Here is an 18,570-nt window from a genome sequence, read left to right as displayed (position 1 = left end):
ATTTACTTGCAAAAAGACACTCACACAACATAAAACACATAACACACAACACTTCTCATAAAACGCAAATAACGCACGCTACTAAAAAACGTGTTTAATGTAATGCGTTACGTATTTCACAATCTGAAATTACGCCTTCACGAAATACAACTATTCCATCTTTATCGTTCTTATCAACTCCAACAACCGTACTTGCAACATGTGAACGAGTTCGACCAGCATCCAAGTACAAAGGTATATCCTCACCAAATGCATCAAATGCTTCTTCAACACTATCAGCACTTGTATCACCACTTCTGTTAGCGCTAGAAGCAGCTAAAGGACCTGTAACACGCAAAATTTCCATCAAGCGCGGGCAATCTGGAACACGTACACCTTGAGTAGCTTCATCAACACTATTATTAGCAACACAAATAGTAGCAAGTTTAGAAGCATTAGAATTCTTCTTAACAAATGCTATCGGAGAAAAACCACCAGGCAAGAATTTCTGACCTAATTTATCTAAAGGATCCGGTAAATATAATCCAAGCTTTTCTAAATCACAAACACCACTCATTAAAATTTGTAATGCTTTCGTTCTAGGTCTACGCTTAAGCTCATAAATCTTCGCAACTGCTTTTTCATTAAATGGATCGCAAGCAACTCCATAAACAGTATCAGTTGGAACTACTATTACTCCACCAGCATTGATAATTTGAGCAGCGAGCTGAAGTGATTCTTCATTAATACTACAAATTTTACTCATCATATTCGCCTCTTAATTTCATTACAATCTTAATTTCATTACAAAATACAAAAATATTCAATTTTACGATACAATACTGCTTACGCAATTTTATTTTACGTTCTTTAAAGCAAATAGATACCTCGGTCTTCCCGTCAAATCATTGCGCACATCAGCATACGAAAAACCAATACTCATAGCATATTCTTTAAGAGATTTGCCTTGCGAAATATCATGTTCCATAACAACTACACCATTTTTCTTAACAAGCTCATAAGATACACGCATAATTTGCTCTGGAATACGCAAGCCATCTAACGAACCGCCATATAACGCCATTTCTGGATCATAATCACGAACCTCAATCTGCTCAGGAATTTGATTTTGCGGTATATAAGGCGGATTTGTAATAACTAAATCAACTTTTCCTTTTATATCTAACAATTCAGGTATATCGTTTTTTGTAGCATCTGCCAAAATCGCGTGATAATTAGATAAAATATCAATATTTTTATATATTTTCGAAGTATGCTCAACATTTTTACATAAATATTTGAATGCTTCAGAAGATTTTTCCACTGCCCACACGCGCGCGTTTGGAAATTCAGTTATAACAGACAAACCAATAGCTCCAGATCCTGCACACAAATCAACTACAATAGGATTTTTTATACAAGATTCACGTAGCCAATTCAATCCTTCTTCAACAACTATTTCAGTTTCAGGACGCGGTATAAACACTCCGCTAGCAACATTCAAATCTAAATAACGAAAAGACGCATAGCCAACAATATATTGCAAAGGCTCTCTGGAAGCACGTCTTATAATAAATTCTTCGTAACGATTTTTATATTCAACGTCAAAACTCTTATAATCTCCCATAATCAGAGCTTTATCGAGTTCAGATAAACTCACTGAGCACGCATGAGCTAACAACAAACGAGCGTCATATTCTGCTGACTCAACGCCTGCTTTACGAAGGCGCTCAATAGCATTTTGCAAAAGTAAAAGCATAACAAACGAAATAAATATAAAATCACTATTTAGCTTGAGCTAAACGATCTGCTTCATCTGCTTGAATATCGCTGTCAATAACTGGCTGTAAATCACCATCAAGCACTTGATCCAAGTTATAAGCTTTGTAGTTTGTGCGATGATCTACAATACGATTTTCAGGGAAATTATACGTGCGAATTCGCTCTGAACGATCAAGAGATCGAACTTGAGAATGGCGCATGTCTGCTGCTTCTTGAGCTTCTTGCTCATGCTTCATAGCAAGCAAACGTGATTTTAATACGCGAAGAGCTGCAGCACGATTTTGAATTTGTGACTTTTCATCTTGCATGCTTACAACAATTCCTGTTGGAATATGAGTCATTCTAACTGCAGAATACGTAGTATTTACAGACTGACCGCCAGGACCAGAGCTCATGAAAATATCAATTTTCAAATCTTTTGGATCGATTTCAATTTCGTCATCATCTTCATCTGCTTCCGGAAACACAATCACACCAGCAGCAGAAGTTTGGATACGACCTTGAGATTCAGTAACTGGAATTCGCTGAACTCTATGTACGCCACCTTCATATTTCATACTTGCCCAAACGCCGTCTTCCGGAGCAGGAGTGCCTTTTGCACGAATCGCAAGCTGAACATCCTTTATTCCACCAAGCTCTGTTGAATTCTCGCTCTGAATAACAGTAGTCCATCCACGTTTTTCAGCATAACGCATATACATACGCAACAAATCGCCAGCAAATAAAGCTGCTTCTTCACCACCTGTGCCAGCTTTGATTTCCATAATCATATCTCGCGCATCATCTGGATCTCTAGGAATTAAAGCAGTACGCAATTTTTCTTTAGCTACAGGCAATTGTTCTTCTAAACGCTTAGCTTCCTCAGCAAAATCAGGATCTTCACTAGCCATATCATTAGCTGCATCATAATCCTCACATAATTGCTTATAAGCGAGATACGCATTCACAATTGAACCAAGCTCAGCATGTCTTCTACCAAGCTTACGGATAGCATCTGGATTCGATGCTACTTCTGGATCTCCCATGCGAGCCTCAATATCGCGATATTCTTCTAACGCTGTTGAAGCCGATGGGAACTGTTCATCTACTGACTCAGCCATTGTATTCCTTTGATAGATGACTAAAGAAATTTATAAATTAAGCGTTAATTTTACGTTATCTTACGTTATCTTGCTTATACTTTTGCTTTTATTTTGCTTATAATTATGCTTTTATTTTGCTTTTATTTGTACGTTGCATTGTACTTCACACATAGAAGCGCTGATTTTACTAGCTTAAACACAATTAAGATAATTTACGCATTCTAAACGAATTAAGTACAATCAACTAAACTAAAAACGCCAGCCAAGATTCGTGAAGTTACACGAAAACAAGGCTGGCGTTATAAAAGCTACTTAGTCTTCTTACCGTAGCGCTTCTCGAAGCGAGCAACACGACCGCCTGTATCGAGAATCTTCTGCTTGCCAGTATAGAATGGATGGCACTTTGAGCACACATCAACAGTCATATGATCACCATTAGCTGTGGAACGTGTTACGAAAGTGTTTCCGCATGAGCATGTAACCTGCACTGCGTGATAATCGGGATGAATACCCTGCTTCATAATGTCTCCTATGGAATCCAGGCGACCCGGGTCGCAAAACCCCAATAGCTTCGCGTGAACCGGAACCTACGCTATCTTAATGACAACCCTAGACTCACTAAATATTCAAAACTATTCAGAAAAACTAAAGCGTCTAAACTTAGATAAGCAAAACTTTAAATTTAGATAAGCAAAACTTAAAGACGTGGCAAATACTTTTCAAGCTCATAAGGAGTTACCTGACGGCGATACTCTTCCCACTCTTGATGCTTATTGCGCAAGAAGTATTCAAAAGCATGCTCACCTAAAACGCTAGCAACAAAATCAGACTTCTCCATAATCTTCAAAGCTTCATCCAAAGACTCAGGAAGAGGCTGAATTCCCATAGCTTGACGCTCAGCATCTGTAAGCTCCCAAACATCATCGCTAGTAGGATCACACAAAGTCATTTGCTTATCAATACCATCCAAACCAGCAGCAAGCAAAACAGAGTATGCAAGATAAGGATTAGCTACAGGATCAAGAGCTCTAAACTCCATACGGCAAGAATTGCCTTTCCCAGGTTTATATTGCGGAACACGCAAAAGTGCAGATCGATTACTATGACCCCAACACACATAGCTTGGAGCTTCAGCACCACCCCACAAGCGCTTATACGAGTTGACATATTGATCAGTAACAGCACAAATCTCAGACGCGTGATGCAAAATACCAGCAGCAAATTGGCGAGCAATCAAAGACATATTAAACTCTTGACCTGCTTCATAGAAAGCATTCGTATCTCCCTCAAACAAACTCAAATGAGTATGCATTCCAGAACCAGGTTGATCAGTCAAAGGCTTAGGCATAAAGCTAGCATACATTCCACGCTCAAGAGAAATCTCCTTAACAACAGTGCGGAAAGTCATAATATTATCTGCAGTAGTAAGAGCGTCTGCATAACGTAAATCAATCTCGTTTTGACCAGGACCACCCTCATGATGCGAATACTCAACAGAAATACCCATCTGTTCAAGCATGCTTACAGCACTACGGCGGAAATCCATTGCCGAACTTCTAGGAACATGGTCAAAATATCCGCCTTCATCAATAGGTACAGGAGCTTTAGACCAATCATCTTGAGATTCAAATAAATAAAATTCTATTTCCGGGTGAACGTAAAAAGTAAAGCCCTTTTCTTTAGCTTTAGCGAGCGCAGTTTTAAGCACATGACGAGGATCTCCAAGCGAAGGCTCGCCATCAGGAGTTAAAACATCGCAAAACATCCTAGCTGTCCCCTGTGGGCCACCATGCCAAGGCAGAATTTGGAATGTAGAAGGATCTGGTTTTACAATCATATCGTCTTCTAAAACTCTAGTCATTCCTTCTATTGCAGAACCATCGAAACCAATTCCCTCTTCGAATGCAGCTTCTAGTTCAGCTGGAGCAATAGCAACAGATTTTAATGTTCCTAATACATCAGTGAACCATAGTCGAATAAATCGTACGTCACGCTCTTCAACTGTGCGCAAAGCAAACTCTTGCTGTCTATCCATAATCTTTATAGTCCTGTATAAATTCGGAAAATCTTACCGTATATTTATTATCCCTTATACATGTCTATTTTTATGAATATGCATGAGGAATTTACCTATTGTTAATGTGATCTATAATCAAATCGCACAAAGCAAATCTATTTTACTCACATACCGAACTTAGTAAAATATTTATTACAAATTGACATCGCATTGTTAAAAGTTAGTTTCTCAGAATCAAAGATTTCATCTGTTAATTGAAAATCTTTCATTGCACTCACACCTAAAACAACATCTGCTACTTCATCAGGTAAAATTGTCAGAGCTAAAGGAGCAGGAAGAAACATCTCTTTTGTCTTTCCAGCTTCGTATACAGATACATCAAGTTTATTAGCTCTGTTTACTAAAAGAATCATTGCAACAGGACCTAATAATTCACTTAATCGAACTACTGCACATTCTGGCTCATCATTATTAAGATTCCTTAAAATAGCTATGCTACCGGTTTCTGACGGAACACAAATAGCAGAAATCTTAGAAATTTTACAAAATGCAGCTAATAAATCTGCTTTATTAACATAAGTGCTAATTACTGCAGAACGAGCTTTCTGACCAGTTAAACCTTCAAGCGTATCTTCAAAAGACGTATTTTCTTCAAACTTTTTAGCAGCTTCTTCAGCTTCTTTACTTCTATGAAGAGTAGTCATATCTATGGCTTCAGGAATTTGATTTCCATCTTTTAGATTATCAGGATTATTTAATTCTTCCGATTTAGTTGAAGAGCTTCTAGAAGATTCATTAGAATTTTCAACATTAGAAGATGAATCTATATTATTTACATCAAATTCACGCTCAAAATTAGCTAATGCTGCATCAAGTTCTTCATCAGTAAACGAAGTTCTTACATGCGAATTATCTTTAGAATCGTATGAAGAATCTTCTTTACTTTGATTATTTTGATCACTTTGAGCATTATCATTATCGCTCTTATTTTGATTATCTTTAGAATCAGACATAGAATCCTGACCCTCAATAGAATCCTGACCCTCAATAGAATCCTTATAATTATCTTGTTCTTGCGATTTAGCATCCCCGCTCATCTTAATACTCCGCTTCCTAAAACTACTTTCATCAGCTTTCACTAGAGCTTATCAATCAGCATATTAAACACATTATTGTAAACATCACAAATATTTACAAAATTCAGCTTATATTCTCTATATTTTACAATAAGTTAAATCGAATACGCTATACGTTAATCACTTCAATTAAAATAATCACGCGCTTGGCAAGCAACTAGGACCGAATAGTATTTTAATTTCAGCAAAAAGCGAAGTATCACGTTTAACTCTAAACTTATCTCCAAATACAAATACTTTCGAATTTCCTTGATCGTCAACAATAGCTAAATTAACTTCGCAACAACCAGGATGCTCACATAATATAGAACTTAACTTGTCTAATTTAGGTTTATTGATACTCATATGAGGAAGAACAATATTAAGAGGTCTTGAATCTACAGATTCCAAAGAAGGTATTTCAAAATATTTACCACGCAAAGAAACTGTTTCATCACGAACCTCAACTACTCCTCGAATTTGAGCTATTTGATCAATCGCAAAATCATTTGCAGCAGCTTCATACGCTTTGCTGAAGAACATACATTGTATGGAACTTTCCATATCTTCCAATGTGATTATTGCCCACGCATTACCTTGTTTAGAAACACGTCTATCTACACCAGTAATTAGACCTGCTAAAGTCACTTGAGTGTGATCATTCATAGTTTTTGCTTTATCAATCAATTCAGCAATACTCATATCACTCAAGCTAGTTAAAACAGCAGAAAGACCACTCAAAGGATGATCAGAAACATAAAGTCCTAACATTTCACGCTCAAAATTAAGCTTTGTTTTTTTATCCCATTCTTCTACATCAGGAACATTTACTTCAACATCGCCTAAAAACGACTTATCTGTACTATCTACATCAATACTAGAGAATAAATCAAACTGCCCTTCCAATTGCTTACGCTTAATAGGTATTACAGAATCTATCATTTGTCCACAAATTTCCCAAATAGCACGCCTATTAGGATCAATAGAATCGAAAGCTCCAGCTTTAATCAAAGATTCAACAAGCCTTCTGTTAAGAGCATCGAAAGAAACTCTTTTAACGAAATCTTTGAAATTCACAAAACGTCCTCTAGAAGATTCACGTTCAGCAATAATATCTTTTACAGCTTTATCTCCAACGTTTCTAATTGCTCCAAGACCGAATCGCACAACATCGCCTACAGCAGAATACTCTAATACTGATTCATTAACATCAGGAGGTAAAATACGAATTCCCATGCGCCTTGCTTCACCTAAATACAGTGCAGTCTTATCTTTATTCGTGCGTTCGTTTTGAAGTAACGCAGCCATAAATTCAACAGGGTAATGCGTTTTTAAGTAAGCAGTCCAATATGAAATCAAACCGTATGCAGCAGAATGAGCTTTATTAAACGCGTAACCAGAGAATGGAACTAAAACATCCCACACAGCTTGAGCAGCTTCTTTAGAATACCCATGCTCTTGCATACCTTTAAAGAACGGGATTTTCTCTTTAGCCAACACTTCTGGCTTCTTTTTACCCATAGCTCGGCGCAAAACATCTGCCTTGCCAAGGCTATACCCTGCTAAAATACGCGCAGCAGATTGCACCTGCTCTTGATAAACAATCAAACCATAAGTTTCGCCTAGAACATCTTTTAATGGCTCTGCAACTTCTGGATGAATAGGCGTAATCTTTTGCAAACCGTTCTTACGCTTAGCGTAGTTTGTATGAGAATCCATATCCATAGGACCTGGCCTATAAAGCGCAATCAAAGCCGAAATATCGTTAAAATTATCTGGCTTTAAAGTACGAAGAAGAGCTCGCATACCATCAGAATCAAGCTGGAAAACTCCTAAAGTATCTCCTCTTGCAAGAAGTTTGTAAGTTTCTTTATCGTCTAAAGGTATTTTCGTATAATCAATTTTTGTATGACGATTATTCTCAACATTTCGAATAGTATCTCTAATAACAGTTAAGTTAGAAAGACCTAAAAAGTCCATCTTAACTAAGCCAAGCGTTTCGCAAGTGTGATATTCAAAAGTTGTTGTAATAGTTCCATCAGTACGTTCAAGAAGAGGAGAAGTATTAGTTATAGGCTCAGATCCCATTATTGTTGCACAAGCATGTACACCAGTTTGGCGAATCAAACCTTCAATACCTCTTGCTTCTACTGTAATTTTCTTTATATCTTCATCTGAATTATACATTTCACGGAATTCTCGAGCTTCAGCATAACGCTTAGAATTTTCGTCAAAAATCTCACGCAAACTCATATCTTTACCGTTTTTTGCAGGAGGTAAAATCTTCGTTATTTTTTCTCCAACTGAAAACTCGTAACCCATTATTCGAGCAGCATCTTTAAGAGCTTGCTTAGTTTTAATAGTTCCATAAATAACACATTGTGCTACTTTATCTTTACCATACTTTTCACCAACATATTCAAGAACTTTAGCTCGTCCATCAGGGTCAAAATCAACGTCAATATCAGGCAAAGACACGCGCTCAGGATTCAAGAATCGTTCAAAAATCAAACCATGCTTCATAGGATCTAATTCAGTGATTCCCATTGCATACGCAACCATCGCACCTGCTGCACTTCCTCTGCCTGGACCAACCATAACACCATGCTCTTTAGCCCAGTTAATATAATCTGCAACAACAAGGAAGTATCCGCAGAATTGCATTTGACATATAACACCGCACTCGTAGTCTGCTTGTTTAAGCACTTCAATAGGAACGTTATTGTTATACCTACGTTCCAAACCTTCTTCTACTTTTTTAAGAAACAGCGAAGTTTCATCCCAACCTTCAGGGCAGTCAAATTGTGGCATAAAAGCGCCATCTTCACCGTCATCAAACATAACGTTGCATCTACGAGCAATTTCTAAAGTATTATCACAAGCTTCAGGGAATTCTTTAAAAAGCTCACGCATTTGCTCTGCAGACTTTAAGTAATAGCCAGAACCGTCAAACTTAAAACGATTCGGGTCGTCTAGTCTAGAACCAGAATTTATACAAAGCATTGCATCTTGTGATTCACGATCCTCTTCTCGAACATAATGTAAATCGTTAGTAGCAAGAAGAGGAGCATTCAACTTCTTAGAAATCTCAAGCAAATCTTTTGTAACTCGAGTTTCAATAGAAAGACCGTGATTCATCAATTCTATGAAAAAGTTATCTTTACCAAAAATATCTTGAAACTCTCCAGCTGCTCTAAGAGCTTCATCAAATTGTCCTAGACGAAGGCGAGTTTGAATAATTCCAGATGGGCATCCAGAAGACGCTATAACGCCTTTAGAATAAGTTGAAAGCAAGTCTTTATCCATACGCGGATATCTCATAACAAGACCTTCAAGATTAGCTATAGAAGACGCTTTAATAAGATTCTCGAGTCCTTCATCATTTTGAGCCCACATTGTCATGTGTGTAATCAATCCACCGCCAGAAACATCGTCACTTCTTTGTTCTTCAGTTCCCCAATGAACTCTGCTTTTGTCTTGACGAGCTGTTTCTGGAGTAACATAAGCTTCGATTCCAATAATAGGCTTAATACCGTTCTTTACAGCAGTGCTCCACATTTCGTATGCGCCATGCATATTTCCGTGATCTGTAATCGCAATAGCTGGCATACCTAACTCTTTTGCGCGCGCAACTAGATCTGGAATCTTAGAAGCACCGTCTAAAAGCGAATAATGCGTATGATTGTGCAAGTGAACAAAAGAAGTTTCTGGATGTGTCATAGTCGCTATTTTATAGATTCAATATGACCTGTTTTATAAATATGCTCTCTTTCATAATTGGCGCACGGCCTGCAAAGCGTGTTGCAAATCTGAAGGATATTTTGACTCTAAAACAATCAATTTATTCGTACGAGGATGCTTAAATTTTAGAGTCATTGCATGAAGCCACTGCCTAGAAAGCCCCAAAGTCTTACTTAATTGAGGATTTGCTCCATACATAGGGTCCCCAACAACAGGATGTCCTATTGACGAGAAATGAACGCGAATTTGATGCGTTCTACCTGTTTCTAAATTAACTTTTACTAAAGTAGCTCCCCTAAAGCGCTCTATAACATCCCAATGTGTAATCGCAGGCTTTCCTGATTCAGTTACAGTAAAACGAAAATCGCAAACTTTTGCTCTACCAATTGGAGCATCAATAGTAGCCTTATCTTGTTTAATATTTCCTTGCACTAAAGCATGATAGATTTTTATAACATCATGATTTTTAAACTGCTGTTTCATAACTTCATAAGCTAAATCAGATTTGCACACTAGCATAAGTCCACTAGTACCAACATCTAATCGACTTACTATTCCTCGTCTGTAAGATTCGCATTTTGTTACGTTAATGTTTATGCCCATAGCAAGAAGGTTTTCTACTACAGTTGCACCTTGCCATCCAGCAGCTGCATGAGCAGCCACTCCTACAGGCTTATCTACGACTACAATGTCATCATCGTTATACACGATTTGCATATTACACAAAACAGGTTTAGAAACTATATCTTCTTTTTTAGAAAGTATAATTAAATCGCCATTTTGCAAAATAGATGATTTATGAGATTTTTTATCTGCAATTTTTGCTTGCCCGCTATCAATTAAAGATATTGCATTTGCTCTAGAAACACCTATCATTTTTGATAATGCTATATCAAAACGACTTCCAACGAGTTCACTAGGAATCGGCAATAAAGAATCGCTCATACACGCTCTCTATAATTCACTATCTAAATGAGTATCTATACAAGATTCTTTAGAATCATTATCTAAAGAATCAGAATCTGCAAATTTATTCTTAAACGAATCAGACTTATCAGAATCTTCAGAATCCTTAGACTTATTAGACTCTGCAAAATCCTTAATCGTATTATCACTTTTTTCCACAAGAGGAAGTCCAACAAAAACAAGCAAAACTATATAAATAGCTGCAACGAAAAGTTCAATATCTGCAACATTACCAACAGACCAGCCGTAATTTATAAAATCTACGACTTTTCCGTCCAAAAAGCCATCAGCGTATTGCGCTCTATCTATAAGATTTCCAAAAGCTCCAGCAAAAGCTAAAGCAAGCGCAAAAGTCCAATACAAAGATTTCGTGCGCTTAAGAACAGCTATCATTGCACCACAAGCAGCACAAGCTAATATGCTAATAACCCATGTAAAAGAGGATCCTAAACCAAAAGATGCTCCAGGATTTCGTACAAGAGTTAAAGAAAGCAAACGTGGAAGAATCTCTACTTTTCTCCCATCACTAAGCGTTGCTAAAGCCCAAATTTTAGTTATTCGATCTAATGCTACGCCAGCAAAAACAATTAGTGCAAAAACGGCTGCGCGAACACGCAGCCGTTCCACACGCACATCTCTATGCGTCAATTTTTATCCGATCTGTAATAGAAATAGAATCGACTTAAAAGCGAAAACATTTAAAAGTTACGCTAGTCTTTAAAACTATTCCTGCTTATCTTCATTCGAAGTCTGCTTCTGACCAAGAGCAGCATATGCGTTTTCGTCAGAAACTTGAGCAACAAGCTGACCAAGGAAATCAGTCAAGCGAGTACGATATTCAGTTTCAAATTGCTTAAGACTCTGAATGTTGCCCTCAATAACCTTAGTTTGCTTCTCAAGATTCTCACGAACTTGGCGAGCATAAGCATCAGCCTTAGTACGAGTATCTGCATCGTAATCTGCAGCACGATGCTGAACTTCTGCTTCATATTGATCTGCTTGATCATGAACTTGCTTAGAGTAATCATCTGCAGCTTGACGAACCTTGCCAGAATAAGCATCAGCTTCATTATGAGCACGAGCAGCATAAGCATCAGCATCAGAACGAGTACGTGCAGAATAATCATCAGCATCATCACGAGTCTGCTTGCTATACGCGTCTGCTTCGCAACGAGTGCGATTAGAATAATCATCAGCCTTAGCAATAACTTCGTTATAACGAGCTTGGCTTTCTTCAACAATCTGCTGAGCTTTAGCTTTACCTTTATCAACATATTGATCATGCAATTGCATTGCAAGAGTCAACATTGCTGTAGCACGCTCTGGTTCAGAACCTACTGCTTCAGCGCCAGCTCCAGCAATTTTCTGCAAGCTACCAGTTTCAGTATTAGGCTCTAACTTTGAAACCTGCTGACGCAATTGCTCTTCACGCTGACGAGATTCTTCAAGTTGACGAGTCAAATCCTGAACTTTAACATTTTCTTGTTGCGTTACAACGAGTTGTTGACGAATAGAATCAAGCTCACGACTCAAATTCTCACTATTAGCGCGGAAATCATCACGTTCACGCTTAACTGATTCAAGCTCCTGAGCTTGAGCTTTATCGTCATTATCAGACTTAGCTGCTTGTGCTGTAAGCTGATCAATTTGATTGCTCATAGCATCAAGCTGTTCTTTAAGCTGCTCGTTTTGCACAGACAACGCGCGATTACTTTCTTCAGCTTCACTAAGCTTTGCAGAAACAACATCTTCTTTATCTGAATTTTGCTGTGAAGATGCGCGCAAAGACTCATTTTCTTCATTCAAAGATGCAACTTGAGAAGTAAGCTCAGCAATCTTTTTATTTAATCCAGCAACATCCTGACCTAGCGACTGAGTAGAAGCACCAAGCCCCTGAACAGCTTGCTGACCAAGAGCTTCAATAGTTTCAGTTACTTGATCCAAAAAATCGTCAACTTCGTCAACGTCATATCCGCCTTTAAAACGAACAATTTGAAAAGTATGCTCTCGAATATCTTTAGGCGTTAAAAGAGTCATAATGCATTACACCTCACTTTTGGGGACGATGCTCCAAGATATATATCTCTTTGATGCTACCACGTTGAGTCACCAATTACATCAAAACACGAGTATTAAAAATAAAATTACAAATAATATTTGTTTTCATATCTAATTTATTTTTAGATAATAACTAGGAAATCCTACACTAAATCCATTATTTTTTAGGGTTCTTCAAGCATTGCTCGCGCTACATATTATTCATTTCTTGTAATCTTAGTATCAAGATCACGACTCAAACTCTCATCTAAAATCACTACTAACTTCAATAATCTACACGCTAGAAATTATTTATAGAAAATAAATAAGATTTTTCAGAACTATCAAAGCAAAATACAAAACAATAAATGACGTATCAAAACTTATTCTACCCATATTCATAGGAGGAATATAACGTCTTAAAAACATTAAAGGCGGATCTGTAAGATAGTAAATAACGCGAAGAATAATACTTAACACACCTTTAAAACGCAATGAAGGGAAAAATACATGCAACCAATCAAAAATAACTCGCAAAAACAGTATTGTCATATACGCGTCAATAAGTAGAGATAACACAAGTACTATAAAAAATAACAAAATTTTAATCATATTATCTAAGTAAACTCCATCAATTTATATTCGTAGTCTTTAATTATATGTGATTTTGTAAGTTAAGTTAAGCTAAACAGATTGCATACTATTGCTGTATGAAAAAACTGTGCTATAGGCAAAGAACCTGCCCCCCCCCCCCACACAGAAAACTTCGTGAACAATAAAAAGCGATATTTAAAAACATAAGGCAATGCATTTTAACAAAAGCATTGCCTTACATAAAATAAATATTAAATTGTGTAATCAAATCAACATATGTTAATGCGATTTGCTAACAGTCTAGTCCGCAAATAAATCCCTGGCTGAATTGCTCTTAGCAGTACTTTCAACCTTAATATTTACTTGAGAAGGGCTTAGTAAGAATACTCTCGGAGTTACTCGTTCAATAGAACCACCAACACCAAACACAACACCAGCCGAAAAATCAACAATACGATACGCAATTGATTCTGAAACACCTGTAAGATTCAAAACAACAGGAGTACCATCTCGAAGAGCACGACCGACCATTTGCGCATCATCATATGACTTAGGATGAATAGTAGTAATTCTACTCATACGATTAGCTCCGCTAGATCTAGAAAACGTATCCCTACTGCGAGAAGTATCATCATGCTGAATACTAACTGGAGCTACAGAATAATCGTTATCAAACGATTTATCTTGTTCTTCAGATTCAATCACATCATCGTCTTGTACGTCTGACATGCCCATATATGACATTAAGTGATTTACTAATCCAGCCATTTAACAACCCTCCTCTATTAAGTTTCAGCGCAGAAAATCAGGGATATCTAATTCATCTAGTTCTTCAGCAGGTTGAGCAGAAGGCGCAGGCGCTTCATAACGATTAGCAGCAGGCTCTTCAAACATAGAAGGAGCATTCGTTGTAGCTTGCGTTTGTGGACGCGATTGCGCTTGCTGCTGTTGAGCAGAAACCTGAGATGTTGATTGAGCTGGAGCAACATGATCAACGCCAGCTTGCATATCTACAAACTTACCAGCTAAACCAGAATCATCCTTCTTGCAATGAGCATCGAAACCAGCAGCAATAACAGTAACACGTACTTCATCACCGTAAGCGTCATCCAAAGAAAGACCCCAAATAATTTGAGCTTCAGGATGAATTGCTTTACGAACCAATTCAGTAGCAGCAGATGCTTCTTGCAACTTCAAATCGCAAGGACCAGCAATATTTATCAAAGCACCATGAGCGCCTTCAATGCTTTCTTCAAGCAAAGGAGAACTAATAGCAATCTCAGCAGCCTGAGTTGCACGATCTTCACCTTTAGCAGCACCTATTCCAAACAATGCTGTGCCAGCACCGCGCAAAATTGCTGTTACATCAGAAAAATCAACATGAATATATGAATTAGTTGAAATAATATCTGTAATTCCACGAACACCTGAAAGCAAAGCAGTATCAGCTAACTTAAAAGCATCAATTATTCCGATAGCACGATCAGAAACTTCTAACAAACGATCGTTAGGAATAACAATCAAAGCATCAACTTCTTTACGAAGATTTTCAATACCAAGATTTGCAGAGGCAGCACGCTGAGGGCCCTCAAAGCTAAATGGACGAGTGACTACAGCAATAGTCAATGCACCTTGCTGATGAGCTGCACGAGCAACAAGAGGACCAGCACCAGTACCAGTGCCACCACCTTCGCCGCAAGTAACAAACACCATATCGGCGCCCTTTAATGCCTCTTCAATATCGGATTGATGATCTTGAGCAGCTTTAGCACCCTTTTCAGGATCTGCTCCAGCTCCAAGTCCTCTACTAGAAGCGTCTGATAATGAAATCTTTACGTCAGCATCCGAGCGCATCAAATCTTTAGCATCTGTATTTATAGCTACAAACTCTACATTCTGTAAGCCCTCGGTGATCATTCGGTTGACGGCATTACCGCCGCCACCACCGACGCCGACTACCTTAATGATGGTTTTGTCGTTGAAATTGTCAGTCTGGGCAATCTCGCTCACCGTTGTCTCCTGTCACTCAAGCACGTTTACGCAATACTTTAGCGCAAAACGCTCGATAATGGCGACTTTTTACTAATAAAACTTAAAAAAATCACCTAGTCAGATAATACACCTTCCTATACGCAAATTATTATTGCGTTTTTGCTTATATAAGTTTAGATGCATAAACAAAAGTTTATCATTCTTCTCAAAATGCAGAAAACCCTTGAAAATACTAATAAAATTTAATAACTAGCATCCATAGGATCGTCCCCAAAAAGCTCTTCACGCTCTTCGTGAGATGTTTTACGCGAATCCAACCAGCCATAAGGCAAGTGAACTTTTTTAGCAAATCGTATTCTTCCGCGCGGCGTGTCTAAAACTCGCTCAGGCAACTTCAACGAACCATCTAACAAATCAATATTGCGCTTAACATCTTCAACAGACTCACATTCCATAAAGTTTTTGCGAGTTCCGCCTCCAACAGGAAATCCTTTAAGATACCATGCGATATGTTTTCGTAAATCATGAACAGCCATGCGCTCATCGCCATCATAAAATTCAACAAGCAATTCCAAATGATGAAGAATCACATTGCAAACCTCTGCAAGAGTTGGATTAACACGCTCACTACTACCATTACAAGCGTTTAGAATATCAGCAAACAACCATGGTCTACCCTGACAACCGCGACCGATAGCAACACCAGCACAGCCTGTTTCCTTAAACATTTCTAGCGCATCATCTGCACCCCAAATGTCACCATTTCCAAAAACAGGAATATCAAGAGCTTCTACAAGCTGAGCGATACGATTCCAATCTGAATGACCACCATAATATTCAGCAGTAGTTCGAGCATGCAAAGTTACAGCAGCACAACCTTCTTCTTGCGCAATATGACCAGCTTGAATAAACGTTTCATGAGAATCATCAATACCAACACGAAATTTAGCAGTAACTGGGATTCCAGCTGGCTCGCACACGCTTACAACGCGATGCAAAATTTCTTGCAATAAATCTGTTTTCCAAGGAAGAGCAGATCCGCCACCTTTACGCGTAACTTTAGGCACAGGGCAACCAAAGTTTAAGTCAACGTGATCCGCCATATTTTCATCAACTACAATACGAGCAGCAAGCTCCACAATAGATGGATTCACTCCATAAAGTTGAAGAGAACGCACTTTTTCACTAGGAGCAAAACGACAAAGTCTAAGAGCTTTTGGGTTTCTTGCAACTAGAGCACGCGCTGTAATCATTTCTGCAACGTAAAGCCCGTCATGACCGTATTCCTTGCAAATAACACGAAAAGGCCAATTCGTGATACCAGCCATTGGAGAAAGAACAACAGGAGTAGCAATATGAACTTTACCTAAATCTACTGGTTTTATAGAAAAATTCATATTGCTATAATCTCCATTCGTTGTGTTTATAAATATGCTTTATTAAAGTTTATTTCAAATGATTAGCGTAAAAACTATATTTGATTAGTACAAGCCACCATTTGATTAGTACAAGCCACCAGCTTGAGCAATCTTAACAGGCTGAGATTCATCCTCTCCTGCTTCTTTAGCAACATCCATAGCACCATCAGCAGCACGAGTACCAACAATTTCCACAGGACCTTGAGGATACTTAACACGCTTCTCGTTAATGCGGCCAGCCACGTAATCAGCAACTTTATCAAGAGAAACACGCTCTTGTTTCATAGTATCGCGCTCGCGAATAGTAACAGCATGATCTTCCAAAGTATCAAAATCAACTGTTACGCACAAAGGAGTGCCAATTTCGTCTTCACGGCGGTAGCGGCGGCCAATAGCGCCAGCTTCATCGTAGTCAATAACCCAGTCATGCTGACGCAAATCTGCAGCTAAATCTTGAGCAACCGATTGTAATTCTGGCTTCTTGCTCAATGGCAAAACTGCAGCCTTAACAGGAGCTAATCGCGGATCGAGTCGAAGAACTGTACGCTTATCAACTCCACCCTTAGTATTTGGAGCTTCATCAACGTCATAAGCGTCAACTAAGAACGCCATAAGCGAGCGAGTAAGACCAGCAGCAGGCTCAATAACGTAAGGCACGTATTTTTCGCCAGTAGCTTGATTAAAGTAACTCAAATCCTCACCAGAATGTTTCGAATGCGCAGACAAATCATAGTCAGTACGATTTGCAATACCTTCAAGCTCTCCCCAGTCAGATCCTTGGAAACCGAACTTGTATTCAATGTCTACAGTACGCTTTGAATAATGGCTGAGCTTCTCCTTAGGATGCTCATACATACGCAAATTCTCAGGATTGACTCCCAAATCAACATACCAACGAACGCGAGTATCAATCCAATATTGATGCCAAGCTTCATCAGTTCCAGGCTCTACAAAGAACTCCATTTCCATCTGCTCAAACTCGCGAGTGCGGAAAATAAAGTTTCCAGGAGTAATTTCATTACGGAAAGACTTACCAATATTTGCAATACCAAAAGGAGGCTTCTGGCGAGTTGAAGTCATGACGTTTTTAAAGTCAACGAAAATTCCCTGAGCTGTTTCTGGGCGCAAATAATGCAAGCTATTTTCATCTTCAACAGGACCTAAATGAGTGCGAAGCATCATGTTGAAGTCACGCGGCTCAGTCCAGTTCCCTCGAGTTCCACAATCTGGGCAAGCAATATCTTTTAAACCATTTTCTGGCATTTTATCGCCGTGCTTTTCAGCATAAGATTCTTCCAACTTGTCTGCACGATGACGCTTATGACAATTCAAGCACTCGATCAAAGGATCATTAAACACAGAAACGTGACCAGACGCAACCCAAACTTGTGAAGGCAAAATCACAGAAGTATCTACACCGACTACATCTCCGCGCGTTGTAACCATGTAACGCCACCATTCGCGCTTGATATTATCTTTCAATGCAACGCCCAATGGACCATAATCCCACGCAGAACGCGTACCACCATAAATTTCGCCAGCAGGGAACACAAATCCGCGACGCTTAGCCAACGACACAACTTCATCAAGCTTAGAAACAGCCACAATACACCTTTTTCATGAAAATTTAAGAAATCTGGGTGAAAACGGTGTTTATTATAGAAAAACCCTGTGACGCGAAACATAATTTTAATCAGACTTTTAGTTCTCTATACGCACGAATACTAGCCAAAAACAAATTAAACACAAGTAACAAACCAGCAAAAAACAACCCAAAACTAGCCAAAACGCGCAAAATGACTATCAAATAAGCTATACGCATAAGCAAATACACAAGAAGGATTATA

The 18,570-nt window shown here is 38.5% G+C and carries 15 protein-coding genes; all 15 read right to left on the bottom strand.

The features are described 5' to 3' along the window. Nucleotides 1–94 precede the first annotated feature (94 nt). Nucleotides 95–745: an L-threonylcarbamoyladenylate synthase gene (locus HXT27_RS04015; protein ID WP_103042918.1), complete on the bottom strand. Its 651-nt coding sequence runs from the start codon at nt 743–745 to the stop codon at nt 95–97. Between the two features lie 90 nt (nt 746–835). Beyond that, the gene (gene prmC / locus HXT27_RS04010) at nt 836–1,738 is read right to left on the bottom strand and encodes a peptide chain release factor N(5)-glutamine methyltransferase (RefSeq protein WP_103042917.1); all 903 of its coding nucleotides are present in this window, start codon (nt 1,736–1,738) and stop codon (nt 836–838) included. A gap of 25 nt (nt 1,739–1,763) precedes the next feature. Next, nucleotides 1,764–2,861: a peptide chain release factor 1 gene (gene prfA / locus HXT27_RS04005; RefSeq protein WP_075523087.1), complete on the bottom strand. Its 1,098-nt coding sequence runs from the start codon at nt 2,859–2,861 to the stop codon at nt 1,764–1,766. A 290-nt stretch (nt 2,862–3,151) separates the two neighbouring features. Further along, nucleotides 3,152–3,364 (bottom strand): 50S ribosomal protein L31, encoded by a 213-nt coding sequence (gene rpmE, locus HXT27_RS04000; protein ID WP_075523086.1) that lies wholly within the window; start codon nt 3,362–3,364, stop codon nt 3,152–3,154. A 176-nt stretch (nt 3,365–3,540) separates the two neighbouring features. After that, complete coding sequence (glnA, locus tag HXT27_RS03995) at nt 3,541–4,878, bottom strand: type I glutamate--ammonia ligase (protein ID WP_075523085.1); 1,338 nt, start codon at nt 4,876–4,878, stop codon at nt 3,541–3,543. 146 nt (nt 4,879–5,024) lie between these two features. Continuing rightward, nucleotides 5,025–5,957, bottom strand: a complete 933-nt coding sequence (locus HXT27_RS03990; protein ID WP_103042916.1) for a hypothetical protein — start codon at nt 5,955–5,957, stop codon at nt 5,025–5,027. Between the two features lie 177 nt (nt 5,958–6,134). Beyond that, complete coding sequence (dnaE, locus tag HXT27_RS03985; protein WP_103042915.1) at nt 6,135–9,695, bottom strand: DNA polymerase III subunit alpha; 3,561 nt, start codon at nt 9,693–9,695, stop codon at nt 6,135–6,137. Between the two features lie 51 nt (nt 9,696–9,746). Further along, nucleotides 9,747–10,661, bottom strand: coding sequence for an RluA family pseudouridine synthase (locus HXT27_RS03980; protein WP_103042914.1), 915 nt, complete (start codon nt 10,659–10,661; stop codon nt 9,747–9,749). A gap of 9 nt (nt 10,662–10,670) precedes the next feature. Continuing rightward, nucleotides 10,671–11,309 (bottom strand): signal peptidase II, encoded by a 639-nt coding sequence (locus tag HXT27_RS03975; protein ID WP_369803124.1) that lies wholly within the window; start codon nt 11,307–11,309, stop codon nt 10,671–10,673. A 96-nt stretch (nt 11,310–11,405) separates the two neighbouring features. Continuing rightward, the gene (locus HXT27_RS03970) at nt 11,406–12,719 is read right to left on the bottom strand and encodes a DivIVA domain-containing protein (RefSeq protein WP_075523081.1); all 1,314 of its coding nucleotides are present in this window, start codon (nt 12,717–12,719) and stop codon (nt 11,406–11,408) included. A gap of 312 nt (nt 12,720–13,031) precedes the next feature. Then, a complete protein-coding gene (locus HXT27_RS03965; RefSeq protein WP_075523080.1) occupies nt 13,032–13,331 on the bottom strand; it encodes a YggT family protein in 300 nt (99 codons plus the stop codon). Between the two features lie 282 nt (nt 13,332–13,613). Next, nucleotides 13,614–14,081, bottom strand: a complete 468-nt coding sequence (locus tag HXT27_RS03960; protein WP_075523079.1) for a cell division protein SepF — start codon at nt 14,079–14,081, stop codon at nt 13,614–13,616. A gap of 24 nt (nt 14,082–14,105) precedes the next feature. Then, entirely contained in the window at nt 14,106–15,323 is a 1,218-nt protein-coding gene (ftsZ, locus tag HXT27_RS03955) for a cell division protein FtsZ (protein ID WP_103042912.1), read from the bottom strand. A gap of 224 nt (nt 15,324–15,547) precedes the next feature. Further along, nucleotides 15,548–16,702: a tRNA dihydrouridine synthase DusB gene (gene dusB / locus HXT27_RS03950; protein WP_075523077.1), complete on the bottom strand. Its 1,155-nt coding sequence runs from the start codon at nt 16,700–16,702 to the stop codon at nt 15,548–15,550. 105 nt (nt 16,703–16,807) lie between these two features. Further along, nucleotides 16,808–18,328 carry a glycine--tRNA ligase gene (locus HXT27_RS03945; protein ID WP_103042911.1) on the bottom strand — a complete coding sequence of 507 codons (1,521 nt, stop codon included), beginning with the start codon at nt 18,326–18,328 and terminating at the stop codon, nt 16,808–16,810. Between the last annotated feature and the right edge of the window lie 242 nt (nt 18,329–18,570).

The organism is Gardnerella bivia (assembly GCF_049262715.1).
GTDB classification, from domain to species: domain Bacteria; phylum Actinomycetota; class Actinomycetes; order Actinomycetales; family Bifidobacteriaceae; genus Bifidobacterium; species Bifidobacterium vaginale_A.
This window is presented reverse-complemented; position numbering and strand designations above follow the sequence as displayed.